Origin of the sequence: Paraphotobacterium marinum, from assembly GCF_002216855.1 — a bacterium.
In the GTDB taxonomy this organism is placed as follows: Bacteria; Pseudomonadota; Gammaproteobacteria; order Enterobacterales; family Vibrionaceae; genus Paraphotobacterium; species Paraphotobacterium marinum.
In genome coordinates, this window is record NZ_CP022356.1 from 792,450 (window position 1) to 816,039 (window position 23,590).

23 protein-coding genes and 3 pseudogenes are annotated in these 23,590 nt (G+C 30.1%); 6 read left to right on the forward strand and 20 right to left on the reverse strand.

Translation table 11 applies throughout. The features are described from left to right. Positions 1-79 precede the first annotated feature (79 nt). Positions 80-343 (reverse strand): DUF6482 family protein, encoded by a 264-nt coding sequence (locus tag CF386_RS10780; protein ID WP_089074441.1) that lies wholly within the window; start codon positions 341-343, stop codon positions 80-82. A 139-nt stretch (positions 344-482) separates the two neighbouring features. Between CF386_RS10780 and lgt the strand changes: the two genes are divergently transcribed. Beyond that, positions 483-1,295, forward strand: a complete 813-nt coding sequence (gene lgt / locus CF386_RS10785) for a prolipoprotein diacylglyceryl transferase (protein ID WP_089074442.1) — start codon at positions 483-485, stop codon at positions 1,293-1,295. Between the two features lie 7 nt (positions 1,296-1,302). Here lgt and CF386_RS10790 read toward each other — a convergent pair whose 3' ends face one another. The 10 genes from CF386_RS10790 to CF386_RS10835 all read right to left on the reverse strand — a co-directional run bounded on the left by CF386_RS10790 (position 1,303) and on the right by CF386_RS10835 (position 8,734). Further along, entirely contained in the window at positions 1,303-1,698 is a 396-nt protein-coding gene (locus tag CF386_RS10790; RefSeq protein WP_089074443.1) for a MerR family transcriptional regulator, read from the reverse strand. Positions 1,699-1,788: 90 nt separating this feature from the next. Further along, positions 1,789-2,112 (reverse strand): hypothetical protein, encoded by a 324-nt coding sequence (locus CF386_RS10795; protein WP_089074444.1) that lies wholly within the window; start codon positions 2,110-2,112, stop codon positions 1,789-1,791. Between the two features lie 242 nt (positions 2,113-2,354). Next, a complete protein-coding gene (locus CF386_RS10800) occupies positions 2,355-3,722 on the reverse strand; it encodes an amino acid permease (protein ID WP_089074445.1) in 1,368 nt (455 codons plus the stop codon). 230 nt (positions 3,723-3,952) lie between these two features. Then, positions 3,953-4,750: a thioredoxin domain-containing protein gene (locus CF386_RS10805; RefSeq protein WP_089074446.1), complete on the reverse strand. Its 798-nt coding sequence runs from the start codon at positions 4,748-4,750 to the stop codon at positions 3,953-3,955. A 98-nt stretch (positions 4,751-4,848) separates the two neighbouring features. Further along, on the reverse strand, positions 4,849-5,238 hold the full coding sequence (locus tag CF386_RS10810) for a cystatin domain-containing protein (RefSeq protein ID WP_089074447.1): 390 nt from the start codon (positions 5,236-5,238) through the stop codon (positions 4,849-4,851). 61 nt (positions 5,239-5,299) lie between these two features. Beyond that, on the reverse strand, positions 5,300-5,617 hold the full coding sequence (locus CF386_RS10815; RefSeq protein WP_089074448.1) for a hypothetical protein: 318 nt from the start codon (positions 5,615-5,617) through the stop codon (positions 5,300-5,302). Positions 5,618-5,817: 200 nt separating this feature from the next. Continuing rightward, entirely contained in the window at positions 5,818-6,066 is a 249-nt protein-coding gene (locus CF386_RS10820) for a hypothetical protein (protein WP_089074449.1), read from the reverse strand. Positions 6,067-6,356: 290 nt separating this feature from the next. Then, positions 6,357-7,472: a 1-acyl-sn-glycerol-3-phosphate acyltransferase gene (locus CF386_RS10825; protein ID WP_089074450.1), complete on the reverse strand. Its 1,116-nt coding sequence runs from the start codon at positions 7,470-7,472 to the stop codon at positions 6,357-6,359. 81 nt (positions 7,473-7,553) lie between these two features. Further along, entirely contained in the window at positions 7,554-8,207 is a 654-nt protein-coding gene (locus CF386_RS10830; RefSeq protein ID WP_089074451.1) for a hypothetical protein, read from the reverse strand. Continuing rightward, positions 8,204-8,734 carry a nicotinate-nicotinamide nucleotide adenylyltransferase gene (locus CF386_RS10835; RefSeq protein WP_089074452.1) on the reverse strand — a complete coding sequence of 177 codons (531 nt, stop codon included), beginning with the start codon at positions 8,732-8,734 and terminating at the stop codon, positions 8,204-8,206. Before CF386_RS10835 ends, CF386_RS10830 begins: the two co-directional genes overlap by 4 nt. A gap of 89 nt (positions 8,735-8,823) precedes the next feature. Between CF386_RS10835 and nadE the strand changes: the two are divergent. Then, positions 8,824-9,644: pseudogene (gene nadE / locus CF386_RS10840) on the forward strand (ammonia-dependent NAD(+) synthetase). Positions 9,645-9,662: 18 nt separating this feature from the next. On the opposite strand, the gene CF386_RS10845 reads toward nadE, so the two are convergent. From CF386_RS10845 to CF386_RS10880, 8 genes and pseudogenes are all read right to left on the reverse strand, one after another. Beyond that, a complete protein-coding gene (locus tag CF386_RS10845) occupies positions 9,663-10,553 on the reverse strand; it encodes a DUF2861 family protein (RefSeq protein WP_089074453.1) in 891 nt (296 codons plus the stop codon). Between the two features lie 4 nt (positions 10,554-10,557). After that, complete coding sequence (locus CF386_RS10850) at positions 10,558-11,217, reverse strand: response regulator transcription factor (protein ID WP_089074454.1); 660 nt, start codon at positions 11,215-11,217, stop codon at positions 10,558-10,560. Further along, on the reverse strand, positions 11,186-12,628 hold the full coding sequence (locus CF386_RS10855; protein ID WP_089074455.1) for an ATP-binding protein: 1,443 nt from the start codon (positions 12,626-12,628) through the stop codon (positions 11,186-11,188). Before CF386_RS10855 ends, CF386_RS10850 begins: the two co-directional genes overlap by 32 nt. 89 nt (positions 12,629-12,717) lie before the next feature. After that, positions 12,718-14,097, reverse strand: a complete 1,380-nt coding sequence (pntB, locus tag CF386_RS10860; protein ID WP_089074456.1) for a Re/Si-specific NAD(P)(+) transhydrogenase subunit beta — start codon at positions 14,095-14,097, stop codon at positions 12,718-12,720. Positions 14,098-14,110: 13 nt separating this feature from the next. After that, positions 14,111-15,645: pseudogene (locus CF386_RS10865) on the reverse strand (Re/Si-specific NAD(P)(+) transhydrogenase subunit alpha). Positions 15,646-15,718: 73 nt separating this feature from the next. Then, entirely contained in the window at positions 15,719-15,994 is a 276-nt protein-coding gene (locus CF386_RS10870) for an HlyU family transcriptional regulator (protein ID WP_089074457.1), read from the reverse strand. Between the two features lie 498 nt (positions 15,995-16,492). After that, positions 16,493-18,175, reverse strand: a complete 1,683-nt coding sequence (locus tag CF386_RS10875; RefSeq protein ID WP_089074458.1) for a bifunctional metallophosphatase/5'-nucleotidase — start codon at positions 18,173-18,175, stop codon at positions 16,493-16,495. Positions 18,176-18,179: 4 nt separating this feature from the next. Continuing rightward, the gene (locus CF386_RS10880) at positions 18,180-18,398 is read right to left on the reverse strand and encodes a DUF3283 family protein (protein WP_145955053.1); all 219 of its coding nucleotides are present in this window, start codon (positions 18,396-18,398) and stop codon (positions 18,180-18,182) included. Between the two features lie 95 nt (positions 18,399-18,493). On the opposite strand from CF386_RS10880, the gene CF386_RS10885 reads away from it, so the two are divergent. The 3 genes and pseudogenes from CF386_RS10885 to CF386_RS10895 all read left to right on the forward strand — a co-directional run bounded on the left by CF386_RS10885 (position 18,494) and on the right by CF386_RS10895 (position 21,712). Beyond that, the gene (locus tag CF386_RS10885; RefSeq protein ID WP_158522394.1) at positions 18,494-18,925 is read left to right on the forward strand and encodes an NUDIX domain-containing protein; all 432 of its coding nucleotides are present in this window, start codon (positions 18,494-18,496) and stop codon (positions 18,923-18,925) included. A 277-nt stretch (positions 18,926-19,202) separates the two neighbouring features. Beyond that, positions 19,203-19,732 (forward strand): annotated as a pseudogene (locus CF386_RS10890) (exonuclease domain-containing protein). 36 nt (positions 19,733-19,768) lie between these two features. Then, positions 19,769-21,712, forward strand: coding sequence for a TonB-dependent receptor plug domain-containing protein (locus CF386_RS10895; protein WP_158522395.1), 1,944 nt, complete (start codon positions 19,769-19,771; stop codon positions 21,710-21,712). Positions 21,713-21,775: 63 nt separating this feature from the next. Here the strand turns inward: CF386_RS10895 and CF386_RS10900 are convergent, their stop codons facing one another. Continuing rightward, positions 21,776-22,678: a LysR family transcriptional regulator gene (locus tag CF386_RS10900; RefSeq protein WP_089074462.1), complete on the reverse strand. Its 903-nt coding sequence runs from the start codon at positions 22,676-22,678 to the stop codon at positions 21,776-21,778. A gap of 90 nt (positions 22,679-22,768) precedes the next feature. Between CF386_RS10900 and panB the strand changes: the two genes are divergently transcribed. Beyond that, positions 22,769-23,560, forward strand: a complete 792-nt coding sequence (gene panB, locus CF386_RS10905; protein ID WP_089074463.1) for a 3-methyl-2-oxobutanoate hydroxymethyltransferase — start codon at positions 22,769-22,771, stop codon at positions 23,558-23,560. Positions 23,561-23,590: the final 30 nt, after the last annotated feature.

A 23,590-nucleotide genomic window follows, 5' to 3' on the forward strand; every position in this document is an offset into this window, starting at 1 on the left:
TTATTCAAATTTGTAACTTAAATTATCATACTTTCAGACAATCTAATATAAGTTTTTTAAATAAATACACACTCTTAACTCAATAAAAAAGCTCTTTTTTATTTAATATTACATCAATATGTCTACTCTCTCGAGGAGATGAAATCATTTCGTCATATACATTGGAGTGTCGTAAAATGTAATATTTTGTCTCTATTGAACCAATCAAAGTTAGAAGTTCTTGAACAGAATTTTTCGTAACTAGTTTATCTTTACTATCTAAAATAACATGTTCTTCGCCATCAATTTCAACAATTAGATTATAGAAACAGTTTTCATTACTAGAGAATATAATTTTATCCAAAAAGTAATGTTTTTAAACTCCGATAAATGAATAGACATTTTATTTTCTCCGCAAAAGCAATGTATTAAAATAACTTTAATTTAACATATTTTAAATTACAAATTTGTATAATAAGCATTTTTAATCAACTAGGAATAAAATGCTTAATTTCCCCAATATAGATCCTGTTGCTCTCTCCATAGGGCCAATACATATTTACTGGTATGCCATAATGTACATATCAGGGTATGGTCTTGCATCTATGTTTTTAAAAATGCGTATAAAAAAGTATAATTTACCTTGGAAAAAAGACCAACTTGAAAATTTAACTTTATTTATTGGTATTGGCTGTATACTTGGTGGTAGGCTTGGCTATGTTTTATTTTATAACTTACCTTTTTATTCAAATAACCCATTACAAATTTTCCAAATATGGCATGGAGGAATGTCTTATCATGGAGGTATGATAGGAGTTTTATTGGCTATATTTATTTATGGAAAAAAATATAATAGAAGTTTTTTTTCAATATCTGACTTTATTGCACCTGCTATTCCAATCGGGTTAGCTCTCGGAAGAATAGGAAATTTTCTAGGTGCGCAATTGTATGGCAAAACGACTTCATTACCCTGGGGAATGATCTTTCCAAATGCAGGGCCATTACCTAGACACCCAAGCCAAATTTATGAATTTTTACTGGAAGGTGTTTTACTTTTTATTATTTTAGCATCCTTATCCCGTAAGAGTCGAGCTCCTATGTATCTTTCTGGTATGTTTATGGTTTTTTATTCAATATTTAGATTTATAAGCGAATTTTTTAGAGAACCTGATCCACAGATTGGTTATCTCGCATGGAATTGGTTGACAATGGGACAAGTGCTATCAATACCAATGTTCATAATTGGAATAGTATTAATTTTTAAATCATATACCTTTGAAAAAAAAGATGTAGTTTTAGATCTAAGCAGAAATTAAGTGCTCCTTAATTTTTTGCAGCCAAATATAATTTTTGTAAAATGGGACAATCTTTAGTCTCCATTTTACCATCACAAGCCCTATCAAGCTCGGAAAGAACGTACTCTAAACTTTTTAATTTTGAAATCTTTTCTTTAATTTTATGTTGTTGCTTTTGAATTTTATTTTTAATTTGGTAACTACCCGACTCTAAAAGTTCTAAATTAAAAAAATCTCTAATCTCTTTTAAATCAAAACCTAAGTTTTGGGCATTCTTAATAAAAATAATTCTTTGTTTAGCTTCTTCATTAAAATACCTGTAACCATTTCCTTGACGTATAGATTGAATTAAATTCATATTTTCATAATATCTTATAGCCACCTTAGATACATTTGTTTGCTTTGATAATTCGCCTATATTCATAATTACAATATTACTCTTAAGTACTAAAATTATATTTTAAAATAAGAATAATATTTTCTAGGCAAACTATCAAATAATAAACTTTATTTATTAATATCTTGGACAATACCCATGTCTGCAATGAGGATGTCTCCAACGCCAACGCCAATGAGGGTGACTTCTATTCCAATGTGCCCTTCTCCAGTGACGGTGTTCCCAACGATTATAGTGTCTCCAACCACCATGATGTCTCCAACCACCATGATGTCTCCAACCACTATGATGTCTCCAACCACCATGATGCCTCCAACCACCATGGTAATGGCCATGATCTTTTATTACAAACCTAAAACTATCTGCATTTGCATTAGTAACAGAAAGAAACAAAATACAACTTGAAATAACTCCAAGAAAAATCATTTTATATTTCTTCATTTTTATTTTCCTTCGTCAAAAATAATTATGACCATCGTAATAGCAATGAAAGATTGTCACAAAACCTATTTGATGAACGGTATTATTTTGTTATGAGTTGAAATTTAATATTTCTATAACAGGTATTTGGGATGAGTTTTGTGAAAATTATTTAATGAAGCAGAAAAAATGGAAGACTATAAATGATTTGTACTATACAGATACAAGCTTGTTTGTACAATACAAATCTTAATTAAATGTAATTATCTTTTGGAAAATATTTTATGAATAATAATTAAGGCTATAAAAATAATCAAAGCTCCATAATTTTCTAAAATATTTATAAGGTTTAGATCAAATTGAGTTATTTGTCCTGCTATGATTATTACGATAAAAATCATAGCTAATAAAGGAGCAATTGGATAAAATTTTGATTTATATTTTAAGTTATTAACCTTATCCTCCCCAATACTTTTTCGAAACTTAAAGTGACTAAGAGCAATACCAAACCAAGCTATAAATCCACACAACGCAGATATAGTCAATAATGTTGAAAAAATATTTTCATTTTTAGAAAATGCAGATAATAAAAATGCTGAACCAACTAAAGCTGTCGCAATAAGAGCATAAATAGGTAATCCATATTTATTGGTCTTAGCGAATATTTTTGGTGCTTGAGATTTTTGTCCCATCGAAAATAACGTTCTGGTTGAAGCATACATACTTGCATTAGCCGCTGATATCACCGCAATTAAAATAACCAAGTTAATAAAGTTTGTTGCCAAACCCTGACCAAAAAACTTCATAAAAATTAAAGTAAACGGACTTGACTCCACACTATCTTGTATAAATAGCTTTGGATCGTTAAAAGGAATTAATAAACCAATAAGAGCTGTTGCTAATATATAAAATAAAATCAATCTCCAAAACACAGAACGAACAGCTTTTGGAATTGATTTTTGTGGATCTTTTGTTTCACCTGCACTAATTCCAATTAATTCACATCCTTGAAAAGAAAAACCAGCAATCAGAAAAACGGACATAAATCCATAAAAACCTTGATGAAAGGGGCCGTCTGCAGTAAATATATTTTGAGATGCAAGTGAAGGTTTCGATACGACTAAAGCAAAAGCTAATATAATAAATGTTATGATGACCGCAACTTTTATAAAGGATAAAATATACTCAGTCTCACCAAATATTTTCACAGAAAAAACATTAAAAAATAATACCAATAAAAAAATTAAACTTGAAATTAGTATAGGTGAGATATCTGGAAACCAAAATTTCATTATGATCGCAGCAGCAGATATTTCAGCTGCTATAGTGATAGCCCAATTAAACCAATAGTTTATACCCATAGCAAACCCAAATGATGGGCCAACATAATCAGTAGAATACTCGCAAAAAGACCCTGAGGTTGGTCTAAAAGTAGCCATTTCCCCTAAGCTTGTGATCAAAAAATAAACCATTATTGATAATAAAGCATACGCAAGAACGGCTCCAGCAGGTCCTGCAACATGAAGTGCGTAACCGCTTCCTAAAAATATTCCAGTACCAATTGAACCACCTAAAGCTATCATATTTAAATGTCTAGCTTTTAAATTTCTTTTTAACCCTATATTTTCCATTTTTTATCATATTCAAAAAAAAACAATAATGTACATGAATAAAACTCATATATCAATGACTATTTGGAATATTATTTGAAATATAAACAATTTAACTTAGGTAAAAGTATAATTTGGTTAGATATCTGAATAGTATTATTTAAAAAAAATGATAACAATAGAATTGTTATCATTTTCAAGCAAGAAGTTCATTCCAACAAAAAATCAATATACCAGATTTTAGGCGTATATTAGTTAGTTTGTTTCTGTACTTTCTCTATTGCAGTTACAATGGAGTTCGGATCTGCCCCTGGTATGACAAATGTATTATTTTCATTGGCATTTTTCACTGGCATTACTATAAATGATGGAGTACCTTGGAATCCTAGGTCCTTAAACAAAGAAATATCAACAGATGTATTTTCTTTATCATCAAATTTACTTATATCTGCACCTATTTTCTTTGCCACTGCATTAATATCACTTTTTTGAAGTTGTCCTTCCATTTTATTAGTAGCAAATAGGTCATTATGATAATTATTATAAGCTTTACTTCCGTAATTTTTATAAATCCAAAGCCCTACTTTTGCCGCATAATCTGATGCTTCCCATTGACTTCCGAAAATTGGCGTTTCTTTAAATACAAATTTGACCTTAGGGTATTTTTCTTCAATTTGTTTCATATATGGTGCCATTTTTGAACAATATGCACATTGATAATCAAAAAACTCAATTAAAGCAACTTTAGCATCTTGAGGTCCGTAAACTGGTGTTGCAGGATCAGACAATAATTTTTCTTTGTTTGCAAGTACCGCCTTCACCATTTTTTTTGCTTCTGCTTTTTGCTGTTCTTCTTGCTGACTCTGTAATTTATTAGAAGCTTTAATTAATACATCTGGATGATCAATTATATAATCAGAGGCAATTTTTCCAATTTGATCTTTATCGCTTTGAGACAAATTGTCAAAGTTTGTTTTTTCTGCTTGTGCATTACATCCTGCTAGAGCAAGAGCAGAAAAAAGCACTGACGAAATAATTTTATTTTTCATAATTTTTTCCATTTAATAAAAATATATAAATATTATAAATAATTTTCTAAAATTACAATAGGACAAATGTGCTATTCATATTCTTTAATTTGAAATTATCAAATTTTCTTTAGATAAGTCAAAGATAATTTTCCTTTTAGATCTTTATAAACTTGGGCTTTATATTTTTTATTACCATGTGTTAAAAAAGTTACTTTATAATTCATTCCTGCAACAACTTGCTGTTGAGCATTAAGTATACTTTTAATTTCATTGTGTTTAGTTTTTACATGTGATGCAGCAAATTTAGTTACTTGTTTTACATCCTTAGAATTGGTACTTACGTTACTCCAACCACCTGCAAAATTTTGATTCTTATTATTTGAATGGTGGTTATCGTGACTATGATGATGTCCCTCATGATGATTAGAGTTTGCATTATTAGGATTATAAACACAACCAGTAAGAGTAAATGTAAGTAAAGCACATAAATAAATTATTTTTTTCATACCTTATCTCCACATAAAAAAAAAGCAACTAATAAAAGTTGCTTTTCTCTAAAGTCAACTTTTATTGACTTGAGCTATCTGAGCTATCACCAGCTGAATCGTCTGCGCTTGCTGCTGAATCATCTGTGCTTGCTGCTGAATCATCTGAGCTTGCTGCTGAATCATCTGAGCTTGCTGCTGAATCATCTGTGCTTGCTGCTGAATCATCTGTGCTTGCTGCTGAATCATCTGTACTTGTTGCTGAGTTATCAGCAGAAGAATCAGTTGTTTGTGAAGAATCAGTTGAACTGCTTGAATCAGAAGAATCATTACAACCAGTCAATGCTACCGCACCACCCAATAAAACAACAAGAGGAATAATTTTTATATATTTGTTCATAATTACCTGCCTTTATATTTATACTTATATTTATATACAAATAAATACGTTTGAAGTTAGAAAAAGTATAGCAAACTAATAAATTAATTCATTAATTTTTATTACAATTTACATTCAAATTACTTTCAATGCAACAAATCACAATATAAGTCAATTTTTTAACAGTTTATTGACATAAAAAAGCCTTTTATTAACAAAAGTTAATTTTCTTCGTTTACTTTATCCTTTATATCATCAATACTTTCTTTTGTTGAATCAGCAGCATTATTAATAGCTTCTTTTGTTCTGTCTTTACCCGTTTGTGCTGCTTCAGCCACATTGTCAATACCTTTATCAACTGACTCCTTAACATTATCTTTCATTTCTTCAATTTTATCTTTATGTGAATCGTTGCAAGCAGCTAAACCTAATATTGAAGCAATTGTTAAAATATATATAAAAAGTTTCATATTTAATCCTTAACTATTGTTTAAATTAATTTTTATTATAACAAACTTTAAATTTGTTCGAGTTATTAATCATTTTTTAACCTTTAAAAATACTTGATAACATATTTTTCATCGTTAATTGCAAATTCTAATTTAAAGAATGCATAAAATATAGGGCTATCTCAACTACATTATTAAATTAATGGTTTTATTATATATAAACTTTTTGGGAATATTCTTAATTTTTTAAAATTATTAAGAATCAATTATTTATTAAAAAAGAAAAATAGCTCTTATAGGTGATGTTTTATTTATAATATTTTTTTATTATGAACTGGCTTTGCATACATATTCTTGACAATTAACCTTATTTCAGGTGAAAGACTTTCTAGCTTTTGATTCCATTTTTCCTTTAACTCTAATATATCATCTTCATCTTTGGTTTGTTCAGCTGCTATCAAATTATATGGAAATAAATAGTATGATTTATGAATTACAGCATCAATGGCGGCACTTACCTCTTCTGGTGTTGTAAATTCACCTTTTAGAGGACTTCCAAAAGACACATTAACTTTACCTTTTTTTCCTAAAATTCCTTTGATGATCGTATCAATATCTTCAAATTCAGTTTTTTCATATGAACCATTAATGTTCAATTTATGTATTTCATTGGCCATCATAATATCACATGGATCATTTTCATATGAAATTGAAACAGGCACTATATTCATTTGATTAACAATATCTGAAAAAGAAAGTTTATCTTTCTTAAAATCTAAACTTAACATTTTTATCATTGCAGGATCAGTTTGATCATTTCCGTCTTTAGCCCGTCCAGACTTTTGAGCAATCCAAATCGAATTACCTTCTTTCAATGAAAGTCTTATATATTTAGACAAGTTTTTTAATGATTTTAGCAGCTCTCTACCTGTAGAAGATCTGTCAACAATGAAAGTTTTATTTAATTTCATTAATATAGTCGAGCAATCTTTTTTAAGTAAGTTATCTCCCATAGCTATTCTTACAGTAGGAAAGCCTTCCATATGAAGACACCAGTTAATCAAAGCTGAGTCCATAGCAATATTTCTATGATTAGAAATAAATAAGTATGGTTTATTTTTTTCTAATTTTTCTAAACCTTCATAGTTCAACTTTTCAATAGTATTAGGGATTAATTTATGCATGTAATTAGCAATTTGATCTTGTACTTGCTTAACAGTTTTAATATTTCTAAATTTAACTTTCAAAAAAAACTTGAGTAAAGGTGTAATTATTTTAATTAATTTTTTATTATGTATAGAGAATTTTGCATGCATAATCAAATCTAGGAACTCTTGATCATTAATTAGGTTTTTTATAGCCCCATTTACTTCATCATCATGGTAAGGCCTAATTTCTTTAAAAATATCAGAGTTACTATCAAGCATCGTTCACATTATCACTATTGAAATAAACAAGAAATTATAACTTAAAGTATTAAATAATCAAATATAATTCTTAAAATTACTTTAGTCGTCACTATCATATAAATCATAATTAAAATTTAGAAATAACGTATTATTTTCCCTATTTTTCCAATAATAATCTAAATTTATATATGGTGTATCTTCAGTTTCTGGAAAGTTAATGCTCACCTGATGTCCATAAAAACTTTTTCTAGCTTCATCATTTATTTGTTGAAAAAATGGTAGCTGATGATAACTTGATTGATAATATCCATTTGTATCACTAAATAAAATAGTGTTTTTATCACCTTCCCATAAATTTAAGTAATAATGTTCGAAATTATTACTATTATATAAATCAAAGTTTAGTTTTTGATCTGGCACCAAAAAACTGTCATCCTCTTCAAAAAATAATTTATTTTTTTTTACACTCAAATTATCTTTACCATCACCATCCTCAATAGAGTTTATGGTTGAAAAATCATGAGATTTTAGGTTATAAAATTGATTGCCCAGTTGGGGATACCCTAATTGATTGGATATCATATCATCTGTGTCTTTAAACTGTTGATTATTAACTATGACAGATTGTACAGAATCATTTGAAATTAACGCAGGCATATCAAGTTTATTTTTAAATAGAAAACCATAAACTATTGTTGAAGCCAATAATAACAAAAAGATAGAATGCCCAAATGTCCTTTGTTTCAATTTCATTCTGTTGTCCTAAAAAGATTTTTACTCTTGATATATTTCAATACATTATTAGTAGTTAAGTCATCAATAGATTTTTTTTCATTTATTTTTGTTCTTATTAGAGTACTTCGAATTTTAATAATTTCTGGTATCACTAATATTGACCACTTTTCTAAAATACTAGTATGTTTATAAAACTTATTAAAATTATAAAAGTTATCTGGCCCTATAACAAAGGTCAAATCATCTTTGACATATTTGTTTTGTAACGCAGTCAAAACATCATAAGTTGTAACAACATTATTATGAATTGAGAAAATAGATTCTTCTATCAGCGAAATTCTCAAATTATCTATATCTAAATCATCAATGAATAATTGCAACATTTCAACTCTTTGTTGGAAGGAAATAACTTGTTTGCCCCATGCATGTTTATATGAAGGAACAAGAATGATTTCTTCAAAATTAGACAGTTTTTTTATCACTTCTTTATGTCCATTTGTTGGAGGATTAAAAGAGCCTCCATAAATCGCTATTTTCCTAGTCATTAGATATCATTTGATGTAAAATAATAATTATATATTTTGTAAATCAATTTGTCTTTATAATAATTATTTAAGAGCCTAAAATTATGACTATTCAAACCACTATAATTAATGAAATGAAAGTACTACCTAATATTGATCCCAAATTTGAGATTAATAGAAGAATTCAATTCATAAAAAATATGATGTTAAAGAGTCATTCAGAGGCATTAATACTTGGAATTAGTGGTGGCGTCGACTCTAGTACATGTGGTAGAATTGCTCAATTAGCAATTGAACAATTAAACCTCGAACAAAATACAAATAAATACAAATTTATTGCTGTAAGACTTCCTTATGCTGAGCAAAAAGACGAATCTGATGCTCAACAAGCGTTAGATTTTATTCAACCCTCAGTTATACATACTGTAAACATCCATAATGCAACTGATGCTCTTCACGCAGAAGTTTTAAATAATTTTGCCAATCAGCAATTAGATTGCTCAAAAGTTGATTTTGTAAAAGGTAATTTAAAAGCACGATTAAGAATGTGTGCTCAATATGAAATCGCCGCATTATACAATGGACTTGTTCTAGGTACAGATCATTCTGCAGAAAACATTACAGGTTTTTATACTAAATTTGGTGATGGTGCCTGTGACCTTGCACCTTTATTTGGCTTGAATAAAAGGCAAGTTAGACTTCTGGCATCTCACTTGGGAGCTCCTAGTCTTCTTATACATAAAACACCTACCGCGGATCTTGAATCTTTAGACCCTCAGAAATCAGATGAATCTGTCCTTGGCTTATCATACGATGATATTGACGATTACTTAGAAGGAAAAGTAATTAGTTCTGAAAATCTGAAAAGTTAGAAGGAATTTATTGTAGAACTATGCATAAACGTGAAGAAATACCGACTATTTATAACTAATTACTTTGCCAATACGTTTTAATTTTGGTTATAATCATAATGATCAAACTCTGAAGGATTAGAGTACATAAACGGTTCTGAAATATTTTGCTCATTTTCAATTTTAATTTTTCCTTGAAATCTCGTGAAGGTTAACCCTACTTCCACTCTGTACTGTTTTGAAGGAATCATTAATTCTGGAATTTTTCTGTCGACTAAACTCAATGGGATAACTTTTAAATCTTTATCGTCATCAATATTTATATTTTTCACTGTAAGTTGTAGAGTTGGTTCTGGACATATTGATTCTTGAAGAGTTATATTCTGTAAAAACCATGTATCATCACTGATCCACCCCAAATGAAAACTTAACCTGGGCTTTCTAAGAACAACCCAGCTTGTCCAGGACTTATCTCCGTTTGAAATCTTTATCAAATACAATCCAGATGAGATTGAACTATCAAGGTTTTTTTTTGTTACAAACTTACCATCTGTTTGTACTTTTACATTTGCATTTATGATCTGATTATTGGGCCACTTAATAAAACTAACTTTCATCTCATCAGATGTTGAAACCCCTAATATCTCAAGAGAATAAGAAGAATTTATACCTTGTGAGTATACTCTTTTAATAGATAAAGATTTCAACCAAGTTGGATAATTTAAATTAGATAACGATCGTCCACAATCTAAATTAATTGCACTATGAAGAAGACTTATCAAGTTGTTTTTTTCAACTATATCTACTTTATGCTGTAAAAGATTTACGATTTTATCAAAAGAGGCCGATTCATTTCCTTGTAACAAGTTTCTATGAGCAGCAGAAAGTTGATTTTTATATAAAAACCAGTTTGGATCCTTAGCCAATAAATTTAAAGTGGTAAGGAGCAAAATAATTGGCAAGAAATAATTAAATCGCATAAATTTCATATAATTAAGGCTTCATTCGATAACCTACACCTCTTAAAGTTTCTATTTCAATACCAGGTAGTTTTTGTCTCAATTGTAGTATGTGTGTATCTACTGTTCTAGTCGTCGGATAATGGTTGTACCCCCAAACTTGATCAAGTAATTCATCTCTAGTAAAAACTCTACCAATACTTTTTGATAAGAAAACTAATAAATCAAATTCAGTTCGAGTTAATATTATTAACTTTCCATCAATTTCAACCTCTCTACTTTCAAGCAGAATGGTTATATTATCATTAATTTTTATATTATTTTTAACTTCTTGATCTTGATTAGTACGAAGTTGTGCCCTAATCCTAGCTAAGAGTTCTTCTTCAACAAAAGGCTTTGTTAAATAATCATTTGCTCCACTATCAAGTCCTTCTATTTTATTTCCAACAGAAACCATTGCTGTGAGCATAATAATTGGAATTTGTTTAATTTTTTTCCAATTTTTAATAAATTCTTTCGAATCACCTTCTGGCAGTTGTCTGTCTAACACAACCAAATCTGCATTTTTCCATTTAGATTCTACTTGAGATGCACAATTCGCGTATAAACAATCATATCCAGAGGATGTTAAAATGTTTTTTAAACCTTCAGCAAGATTTTGATCATCTTCTACCAACAGTATCGTTTGATTCACAAGGTATCTCCATTATAAACGTTGTAGGTGGCCCTTCTAATCTCAAAGTGCCCCCCATTTTTTTTATCATTGACTCAACAATAGTTAAGCCTAAACCTAAACCACTTTTACTTTCAAATGGCTTTTTTAGTCTGCTCCAATCAGATGACTTCAAATTTCCCTGATCGATAATTTTAATTACAAGCTGTCCAGACTCAACACTAGAATATAGCTCAATAGGAGCCACTCCATATTTAGTTGCATTTGATAATAAGTTATCAATACAAGTGCCCAACCAGTAAACATTTAAAAAGACTTTAGTATCTTTATTGGTGTGCATATTAACATTATATGACTCACAAATATAGGATAACCAAGAATTTAAAGATTCAAGTTCGCTAACTTTCATTTGTCCTTGATTTGCTAACAAATAGTCTTTACTTGCTTCTGCAAGCTGCCTCAGACGCCTACTATCCTCACATAAACGTCTAAACTCATCATAAAGAGAGTCAGGCAGCTTATCAAATGATTTCCTAAATCCTTCAACTGTCATACCTAAACTTGCTATCGGTGTTCTAAGTTCATGAGTCAAGATTTGTAGTATGAGCATCCTTTCATTAAGAATTTTTCTATGCTCTATCCATCTTGAAATAATCCAAGCAAAAATGATAGTGAAATTTAAAATGATTAATATTATGAATAAATACCAAGTAAATTTATCTTTGTTTTCGACTTTATTTATACATACATTTCCTAATTTCTCTAAACAAAATACATTGTTTTTTCTCGTAGAGATATTTAAACCAAGTTCATCAGCTATTTTTTTCCATGAATTCTTTGGGTAAACAGAATAAAATTGATTGCTTTTAAACCATAAGTATTGTCCCGATAATATCAAAGGTGTTCCTGTAACCAAATTTTCAATGGCTGTTTCATTCATTCTTTGTAGCTGGCCTAGTTCTGTTAATATACCTGACTTACTTCTTTCACGAATATGCAAAAATCTTTCATACTTTTTCTTTTCTTTAGGATATTTTTCAATATATCGTTTTGCATATGAACCTCCACCTGGATGAATATAGTTTGCGCGAGAAAACCAACTTGGAGGTAATTTAAGATTAAGACACATCGCTCGTGTAAACACTAAGGGTTGTAATAGCCTGGGATCTACAGTTTTATCACCTTTACAATCACTTTTATAAAATTTATATAATTTTTGTAATTCTTTAATATTATAACTTGATGTTTGTGGTAGGAGTTTTGAAGGCAATAAAAGCTGTTCTGGGTAGCGGGATAAAATATGTTGTAATGAAAATTTTCTAACTGGTTTAACAATTAATAATTTTTCTCTAAAGGCAATAATCTTTTGAGATATATCTTCCGAAATAGCTTTAAAAGTAAAAAAAATTAAAAAAAAACAAGACTTTTTAATAAAAAATTATGTCTCACAAATAAAACCAAAGTTAGTATGAACACATAGTTCATACTAACATATTAAAAGTATTTAACAAAATTTAAACCTTAAAGATTTTCTAAGATCTTAAGACATGATTCTTTTGCATCACCAAAAAGCATTGATGAGTTTTCTTTAAAGAACAAAGGATTTTGAACACCTGCATAACCAGTATTCATCGATCTTTTGAAAACAACAACATTTTTAGCATTCCATACTTTTAAAACAGGCATTCCAGCGATTGGACTTGTTGGATTCTCTGCCGCAGCTGGGTTGACGGTATCATTAGCGCCAATAACTAATACAACATCTGTTTCTTCAAAATCGTCGTTGATTTCATCCATTTCCAAAACAATATCATAGGGAACTTTTGCTTCAGCTAACAAAACATTCATATGTCCTGGCAGTCTTCCTGCAACTGGATGAATCCCAAATCTAACATTTACACCTTTAGCTCTCAATTTTTCCGTTATTTCATAAACTGGGTACTGAGCTTGTGCGACAGCCATTCCATAACCTGGAGTAATAATAACTGACTTTGCATCTTTTAACAGTTCAGCAACTTCTTCGGCGCTGCTTTCGTGATATTCACCATACTCTTCATCTGAATCAATTTGAACATCAGTTCCAAAACCACCTGCAATTACACTGATAAAAGATCTATTCATAGCTTTACACATGATATATGAGAGTATAGCTCCTGAAGAACCAACTAAAGCACCAGTTACAATTAATAAATCATTATTTAACATAAAACCAGCAGCTGCAGCCGCCCATCCTGAGTATGAATTTAGCATGGAAATTACAACCGGCATATCAGCACCACCAATAGATGCAACAAGATGATAGCCAAATATTAAAGCAATTATTGTTACTAATACTAATGTAAACACATTACCATTCGATTCAACGAAATAATATAGTAAATAGAGAGATATTAACAACGCAACTAAATTTAGTTTATGTCTATGTGGCAGCATCAAAGGTTTCGATGAGATCAAACCTCTTAGTTTTCCAAAAGCAACAATTGAACCAGTAAAAGTTACAGCACCTATAAATACTCCCAAGAATATTTCCACAAGATGAATGTTTAGCATAACTTGATTGAATTGAGTAGAATCTAGTTCAATGAAAGTATTAAACCCAACAAGAACGGCAGCTAACCCCACAAAACTATGAAGTATTGCAACCAACTCAGGCATACCCGTCATTTCGACTCTTTTGGCTAGAATAATACCAATAACTGCACCTATAACCATAGCTAAAATGATCCAAGAATACCCTTCAGCATGAGGTCCTAAAATAGTCGCCAATAAAGCAATAGTCATACCGGCAATACCGTAATAGTTACCAGATCTTGCAGACTCTTGCTTTGAAAGACCCGCTAAAGATAAGATAAAACATATTGCTGCAACTACATAAGCTGCTTGCACTAATCCTAATGACATTTAAAAATTCTCCTTACTTATCTTTACGAAACATTTCAAGCATACGTTTGGTTACTGTAAATCCACCAAAAATATTAATACTTGCGACTAAGATGGCAATAAATGCAAAAAATGTGGCTAATGCGGATCCATGACCTATTTGTAAAATAGCACCAACAACAATTATTCCAGAAATTGCATTTGTTACTGACATTAAAGGAGTATGAAGTGCATGCGTAACATTCCAAATAACGTAATAACCTATAACACATGACAGCACAAAAACTGTAAAATGTGATAAAAACTCTGGAGGAGCGGATTGTGCAATCCATCCAAACCCAATTAATCCTAGAGCAAGTAAACCTACTTTCTTATAGACACAAGGCTTTTTTTCTTCAACCACAATTTCAGTTTCTTTAACTTCTACTTTTGGCTGAGCTGAAACTTGAATTGGTGGAGCAGGCCAAGTTACTTCACCACTTTTAGTTACGGTTAAACCTCTTATGACTTGATCATCAAAATCAATATCTATCTGACCATCTTTATTTTTACAAAGTAATTTCAACAAATTTACGAGATTATTCGCATAAAGCTGAGAGGATTGAGTAGGCAACCGACTAACCATGTCTGTATAACCAACTATTTTCACACCATTTGAAGTAGTTATAACTTTATCTTTTTCAGTATAATCGCAGTTTCCACCGTTTGCGGCAGCTAAATCGACAATGACACTTCCTGGTTTCATTGAATCAACCATAGATTTTGTGATTAATTTAGGCGCAGGCTTACCAGGTATTAATGCTGTTGTGATAATAATATCTACATCTTTTGCCTGTTCTGCATAAACAGCTTCTGCTGCTTTATTAAAATCATCAGACATTTCTTTAGCATAACCATCATTAGATTCAATGGTTTCTTCAAATTTGATTTCTAAAATTCAGCGCCCATACTCTGAACTTGCTCTTTAACTTCCGGTCTAACATCAAAAGCTCGAACAATGGCTCCCAAGCTACCAGCAGCACCAATAGCAGCTAAACCTGCAACACCAGCACCTGCAACTAAAACTTTAGCTGGAGGAACTTTACCCGCAGCTGTAATCTGTCCAGTAAAAAAACGACCAAATTCATGCGCAGCTTCGACAACAGCTCTGTAACCAGCAATATTAGCCATTGAGCTTAATGCGTCTAATGATTGAGCTCTTGAGATTCTGGGTACAGAATCCATTGCCATGACGTTTATATTTTTGCTGGCCAGTGTTTTAAGTAATGTTTCATTTTGTGCAGGCCAAATAAAACTAATTAAATTTGAACCTTCTTTAAGCAAGTCAATTTCACTTTCAGTATTGGGTGCATTTACCTTTAAAGTTATATCTTTAGACCAAGATTCTGCTTTATCAACAATCTCAGCGCCAGCTTTAATATATGCTTCGTTATCGAAGCTTGCCAATAAACCTGCATTTGTTTCAATAAAAACCTCAAATCCAAGTTTAATAAGTTGTTCAACAGACTTAGGAGTCGCTGCAACGCGATTTTCTCCAATAAAAGTCTCTTTTGGTACACCAATTTGCATAATGATTCCTTCACTATTGGTATGTTAAAACTAAAAACAGTTAGTAACTGTTCACCACTTAAGCATGTAAGAATTAGAAAATATCCTCACCACTTTGATCTATGAATAGTTTAGATTTACTAATCATCAATTCCTGAGCATCTTCAATATTATTTAATACATCTGAACGAATAAAAGTGTGTGTCAATGTGTCATTATCTTTAGATAAACAAATTCTTCCTGCTACTCTATATTGACCATTTTCATGTATTGGCTCAGGATAAATTACAAAACCATTATAATGAACTGGCTCAGCTATGCTCTCTTGAATATTGTCATCTTTTTTGAATAATTTACTAAAGAAACCCATTTCAAATTCTCCACAATGTTATGCTTAAATCAATTAAATATCTAATTGTCATTTTCTATATAGATAATTGCTAATTCCTATCAATATATCAATATTAATTGAAAAAGATTAAATTACAACTTACTTCAAAATAAAAATGAAGATAAATAATTGTTTTTTTATGGATTTCGAAATTTGTTTAAGTTTTTTGGGGCATCTTTTAAAGATGTTAGGTAGAGGGAATGATATAGATACTGCAATTTTTTGCAGTATCAAATATAGTAGGATTAATACAATCCTATATCTTTTTTCATATGTTCAGACAAAAATAACTTATTTTGACTAATTTTCATTTTATTTTTAAAAATTTTATTTAAGATTCTTTTTTTCATGCTTCCTCCAAATCTTAAGTATTAAGTAACTTTTCAATGTGGAGCAATATACTCTTAAAGTTTTCAAAAAAAAATGATAATTATTAATTGTCAATCATTAGAAAAAGTAATGCGAATCTTTATTCTTTTATAATAAATTTTTATTCAAAGTTTTCCTAAATTCAGAATATTTTATAAATGCATCATTCATACATATTCCAATTGGAGTGATTGGAATTGTAGAGCTTAAAATCTCATCATATCCTTCTTTTCCTGTTGCAGTATAACTTGATGAAATAGACACATATTCTCTATCATCAATGATTTTAGCCCATCCATTATTAGTTTTAATTTCAACGTTAAAAACATCTACCTGACCTGATTGATAAATTTTAACATCAAAACGAAGGCCTGCTGCATATGGATAGCTACCCCCGCTAGAGTTTTTTGCATAAAGAGCATTCGTAATTGAATCTTTTAAAAGTTTTTTTATTTTTTCTCCGCTTAATCTATATTGTACCAATTCAATTTCAAATGGAAGGATTTTACCCGAAATATCGCCTTCACTTAAATTACCCTTTGGAATATGGGAACGAACCCCTCCAGCATTATGAATTGCAAAGTCAGCATTTTTACCGAGTTTGTTTGCAGACCATAAAAAAGAATCTGCAACTAATGGAGCAACACAACTGGATTTGTTATCATTAGGTATTCTTATATGATTTAAGTCTTCCTCTACTTGAGCAATTATCTTTTTTTCTAACTTTGCTTTAATCTGTCTATAGTTGGTATTAAGGCAATGTTCTATACGTTTATCTTTACTAGCAAAAATTACTCCATCTTGTCTTTTTAAATAAGAAAAAATCTTCTTCGACAAAGAGCTATCAATTAATTTTTTTTTGTCCTTATCATTATAAAACTGCGTATCCAACATCAAATAGTTATTACCATTATAAGAACTCACTACTCCATCTGAGTTTAAAGTCAATTCTAGATAGCCATAACTTAGGGAATTAGAACCTGATTGAACAATCAAGGTATTGTTCATAACAAAAGGATATTCTTCAATTTTTTTCAAACCCACATTTGAAAAATTTCCAAGTAAAGTATGAGTATGCCCACCAATTATAATACTTATTCCATCAACTTTTTCAGCAACTTCTTGATCTTTCTTAAATCCTAAATGGCTTAATAATATAATATGACGTATTTTCAAATTATGAAGATGTTGAACTGTATTTTGAATAACAGGGATAGCTTTCAAAAATTCCGTATCATGATCTGGACTTGCTATTTCTGCCATATTATCAATTGTTATACCGAATACAGCCAATTTAACATTATTAACATTATATATTTTATAATTAGCAATCTGCTGTTTTACATTGTAATCGATCAGATGATCTTTATTAATCTTAGAGCTTAATTTGCTCGGGGATTCCTTTGATAAATCCCAATTTCCTGCAAATATTGGAAAATTAATTTCATCAAGAAATTCATAAAACAATTCGTTTCCAAGATCTAACTCGTGATTACCCAAGGCCATTCCATCAGGAGAAAGAATATTATACAAATCTGCATTTGCTTTCCCTTTAAAGTATGAAAAATAAAGTGAGCCCTGAAAAGTATCTCCACCATCAAAAAAGAAAAATGGTAGATTATTAGCCAAAGAGTCCTTCTTTCTTCTCTTCTTTTCACTATTAATATAAGAAAATCCTCCACAATCAACCCAAAATTCAATAAGTTCGTTCTGAATAGGAACAGTTAATTTTAATATTGATGGATCAAAATTTGAGTGTGTGTCATTAATGTGAAATATATTTAACTTCATTAATTTAAATTTTACCTAATTTTTTTTTATAGTCTGATACAAATTTCTTAAATGCATCTCTTTCAATAGGATTTGTTATATTATTTTCAAAATCTCTAATTTCAGCTGGTGCGCAAATTGACTCTTCTACTTTCCAAACCAAATAGGCAGCGTGTTTTTGTAAATTAATCAAATTTTTTTCATGCTCATCAAGGTTACTTAAGTTATTTTCTTTCATATTCATTTAATATATTTAATTGATTATTTTGTTTAACTGTAAACAACTATATAATGGAGTGGTTTTATCTTTCAAGAATAAATTTTAAAAAAGGGAAAGAAATGAGTTTCCATTATGTAAGTAGAGCTATTATTATCCAAAAAAACCATCTTTTAGTTTGCCATGCTAAGGGTGATCAGAACTGCTATTTACCAGGCGGTCACATTGAAATCGGTGAAAAAGCCGAATACGCCTTAAAGAGAGAAATAAAAGAAGAAATTTGTTGCGACATAGCTGAACTTAGCTTTTTTGGTGTGATTGAGAATAAGTGGGTTAACGGTAATCAGGAAGAATTTGAATTAAACTTAATTTTTAAAGTATCCTTGGACAATCTAAATTATCCTGATATTCCAAAATCTAATGAACCCCATCTAACTTTTTCTTGGTTAGATCTTAGTAAACTTGAAAGCTCAAAACTTGAGCCAAATCCTTTACGTATAGATTTAAAAAATTCTTATTTACGAATGCCATCATATTTTAGATCTACGATGTAACAACATACAAGGATCTCAATGAACAAATAAATTTATAAATTTCCTTGACTCAACAAATATCTCAGTAATAACGGTGCTTAAGTAGGATTTACACAAAGTTATTCACAACTTCTGTGGATATTAAAATTTTAGAATTTAATCTTTAATAGTTTAAACTTCTAAATATGAATAAATCCAATATTATCAATGACATTTGTGCAAAATTAGTGCACATAGTTATGTAAAAGGATATTTTTGGTAAAATTATGTTACAATTTAATAAAAAATTACAGAATACATGAACTTTAATAGAATTGTTTGCTTTGATCTTGAAATGTGTTGTTGGGATAAATCTATAAGGAAAACGACTGGAGAAATCATCGAAGTTGGTCTTGCTGAAATAGATTTGATGGAAAACTCTATTGTTAAACGTGCACAATATTACGTAAAGCCGGATACTGATGAGATTTCAGAGTATTGTACAAACTTAACTGGTATTACACCAAATCTAATCAATAAGAAAGGCAGACCTCTGGAACATGTTTTAAAATCAGTTATGAAAAACTTCGCTACGAAACAGAAGGTTTTTGCGGCATGGGGGTATGATGATGTCATTCTAAGAAATGAATGTAAAAAAAGAACCTACAATACCCGATTCGAGAATACATCAATTTAGCAACTTTATTTAAAATTAATAAACGTATTGCAAATGGTAGAATTGGACAAAGAGCTGCTATGGAACAATTAGAGATTCAATGGCAAGGTACCCAACATTCAGGCTATGATGATGCTTATAATTTAGCCCTTCTTGCGAAAAAAATATTATAAAAAAACAACTTTACATAGACGTCTATGCGTCTTAAAATGCAAAAGCCTATCAAAACAATAAATCTAAAAATGAAAAACTCTAACAACATATTAATAATTAGTGCTCTGACACTTTTGAGCCTAAATGTATATGCTCAAGAAAACAATGGAATCAATAACAAAAAACCTGAAAAGAATTACCCAACAAATGTAAGAGACGATAATAGAAACAAACCTTTAAGTTTGACCATTACTAAAGGAAAATTACTTTCATCTCCAACATCAATGTCTAATTTAAGTGCTAATTCAACACAAATTAGTGGAGCTGAAGCAGCTTTGAGAGGACAAACTTCTTTGGACGATGTGCTTCAATATAATGCTCCTGGCTTTATATATATTGATAAAGGTCAAGGCTATCCAACTGTATTCAATATGGGTATTGGCTCTCAATACACACAATATTTTTTAAATGGTGTACCATTACCATCAAACTCCTCTGGCATTTCTGGTTTATTTAACTTCCCTACAAGTATGACTAAAGAATACGAGATTGTCCGTGGCGGCTCCTCTTTTTTATATGGAGGTAATGCTGTAACAGGAATTGTTAATATTAATACCTATGATCCCGGCTATTATCCTAACTCTATTTCTTTTGGTTATGGGTCGAATCAAACCTATCAAACTCAAATAAATATTTCTAAAAAAAATAATGAATGGGGTATCGGATTATCACTAAACCAGTATGCAACCCAGGGTTATGACATTAATACAGGTTTGCCAAATTTCAATGGAAATACTAAATATAAGAATAAGAATGATAATCAAAGTGCATTAATTAATTTAACGCACTATTCAACAACAAGCAAAACCAGCCTTATATTTCTTGAATACCATACAAACTATGCACCTTATCAAAGCATCTTTCCTTTAGACCCTTCAAAACAACCTACAAATGGCGAAGTTGCACAAAATACTCAAACCACAAGACAAATCAGTCTCAATCATAATCAGAAGTTATCAAAACAGTTAGATTTGAATTTTGTTTATGCATTTACTGAATCAAATTATGTTCAATTTAGTAATTACGATGTCTATCAAAACTATGTTAGAACTACTTTAAAATATCACTTAAATAAAAAAAGTTATTTGACTTTTGGCGGACAATATGAACATTCCGATATTTCTTCTTCATATAATGAAAAAGAAATTGACAGAGCCTTACTATTTAATTCTAAACTTTATTTAACCAATAAGTGGTCCATTAATGGTGGTGCAAAATTTAACAGTTTCAGTCAGTTTAAAAATGCTCAAGAATATAGTGCAGGAACTGCTTATGAATTTACCCCACGGACCAGTTTATATTATTCATACTCAAAATCAATTACACTCCCTACTCCCTATGATGTGTCGACAACCATCGGAAAAAATCAACCAAAGCTTAAACCAAGTTACTCATACTTAAATGAAGTAGGTTTAAAAAATATAAGTGATTGGGAAAATTCATCAATAGAAAATACACTGTCAGTTTTTCAAGGGCATTTTGTTGATTTGATAAACTACATTAACTTTATCGCTACTAATCAAAATTCATTTAAATCCAAAGGAATTGAATATCAAATTTCTATTACCAATTCCTTCTTTAGCTGGCTAACAAATATTACCTATACTCAAGCTAAGGACAACAATGGTAATTTTCCAGATCAAGTGCCTAAGTGGCTTGTAAAAGATCAAGTTGGGATTCCTATTCAGAACAATTTAAATTTATACTTAACTCACTTATATGTTGGAAAAACAAAGCAAGTGCAATATTACAGTTATAATTATAATCCCTATAATCTATTTAATGTTTCTTTAAATTATGAGGTCGTTCCTCAATTCAAAACTCAATTTGTAGTTAACAATATTTTTAATCATCGAGCTATTACTTATGTTCAAGATAAAAATACTCAATACTACACTGAAGGTAGGAGTTATATGTTTACTATCAACTATCTTTTTTGATCAATTTTATTATAGAGCTAATTAAAGGTTACATTTCAATTTGTTCGAATGTGACCTCTGTTTTTAAACTTTTTGATAAAGCCACTCAACTAGCTCTAAGGTTTTTTTCTGTCTATTTTCTGTATCCATAATTAAATAATAATGATAATCAGGGACAATTTTTTTTGTATTTAAATTAATTAACAAACCATTTTTTAACTCATCAATTACAAAAGCTTTATGTGTTACAAAAATGCCAAGACCCGCAATGGCTGCTTGGATAGCTTGTAAGGAGGTTTGAAAAAGAATATTATTATCTTCAGGAGTTTCTAGTAACTCCATATTTGCGCTCCAAAATGCCCAGTCGTCTTCCCTGAAAGGTACATCAACAACAATCTTCGGATATTTGTTCAATATATTCTGTAAATTATTGTGCTGAGCAACCGATGGAGCACAAACTAAAATTAATTCATCTTCAAAAAATAGCTTTGAATTAACTTGCTCAAAATCTTCTTTTTTGCCATATAAAATACTTATATCAGAATTCAATATAACTTCTTTTGAAGATGGTTTAGATGTGTCACCAGCAGTATAATAATCATGCATTGGAGTCGTAATCTTAATATTTAAATCTGGAAATGCTTGCTTCATCTCAGGGAAAATGGGTATTAACCATTTAATTGCCAGAGACGATATACACTGAATATTAATTTCATTAATTTTTTTTAATTCAAATTTGGTTGCTTCTTCTAAAATCCTAATAGACTCCCTTGCTTTAAGGTAAAATCGTTCTCCAAACTCTGTCAAAGAAATAACCTTATTTTCTCTATTGAACAATTTTTTATCAAAAAAGGATTCCAATTGCTTTATGTTTTGACTAACAGCGGAATGCGTAACAAATAATTTGTCAGCCGCTTTTGAAAAACTTAAGTTTTCAGCAACCTCAACAAAAACTGGAATAGCTTTTAAGGGAGGAAGTTTTTTCATACTTATCAATCCTTTTTTAGGGACTAGTAATTAATTTAAGAAAGATATAAATTAAAATTATATTATAATAAATTTATATTAAAGCCTATTATGAAAGCTCAAAGTATTACTAACTTTATAAAATTTAAACAAAATAATCAAAAGTTTGCTACGGTTACCTGTTATGATTCAAGTTTTAGTCAAATTATAGAACAAGCTGAAATTCCACTTATACTTATAGGTGATTCATTAGGTATGGTCGTACAAGGCAAATCAAATACTCTTTCCGTCACAGTCGATGACATTAGTTATCATACAAAATGTGTTGCAGCTACTAATCACAAATCACTTTTAATGGCTGATATGCCGTTTATGTCATATCAAAACCCCAAAGATGCCTGTTTCAATGCTGCAAAACTTATTCAATCCGGCGCACATATGGTTAAATTAGAAGGGGGTATATGGCTGAAAGATACTATATCTATGCTAACAGAAAGAGCTATTCCTGTTTGTGCTCATATTGGATTAACACCACAGTCAGTAAATATATTTGGTGGTTTCAAAATACAAGGTAAAACAAATGAAGATGCTGATAGAATAATTAATGAAGCACTGACACTTCAAAATGCAGGCGCCCAACTATTAGTCATTGAGTGTGTTCCAGAAAATTTAGCGACCGAAGTAACTAAATTACTTGATATACCAGTTATTGGAATTGGTGCAGGCAAAAATACAGATGGACAAATTTTAGTGCTACATGATATTTTAGGTATCAGCTCAGGTTATATACCTAAATTTGCTCAAAACTTCCTAGAAAGGGAAAACTCTATTCTTGATGCCTTAAAAAGCTATAAAAAGTCAGTTGAGCTTGGTCTCTTCCCTTCTAAAGAGCATATTTTCTAATAATATACAAAAGATGGTTTATCGATTCTT